A 255-nucleotide genomic window follows, 5' to 3' on the forward strand; every position below is an offset into this window, starting at 1 on the left:
GCTCCTCGACCTCCACCTCGGCCCGCTTGAGGATCTGGCGCACATCGGACAAGGGAGTATCCAGCATCTTCAGCAGCAGGTGCTCGATGCGGATCTCGGCCCCCTGATGGTTGACGCAGAGGGCCGCAGCCTCCTCCAGCATGTGACGACAGATGGGGTTCAGTCTTTCCACCAGTACCGGTAGCTCTATACGAATCAAGGCGTGCTCTCCTCAGACAGTTATTTTAATAATTCGCCCAGTTGACGCAGCACGTC

At 57.6% G+C, this 255-nt stretch carries 1 protein-coding gene; it reads right to left on the reverse strand.

The features are described from left to right. Positions 1-199: hypothetical protein (locus KW821_RS21515; protein ID WP_218292873.1), on the reverse strand; the 199-nt coding region annotated here is incomplete at its 3' end. Positions 200-255 lie beyond the last annotated feature (56 nt).

The organism is Aeromonas sp. sif2416 (assembly GCF_019218665.1).
Taxonomy (GTDB): Bacteria; Pseudomonadota; Gammaproteobacteria; order Enterobacterales; family Aeromonadaceae; genus Aeromonas; species Aeromonas encheleia.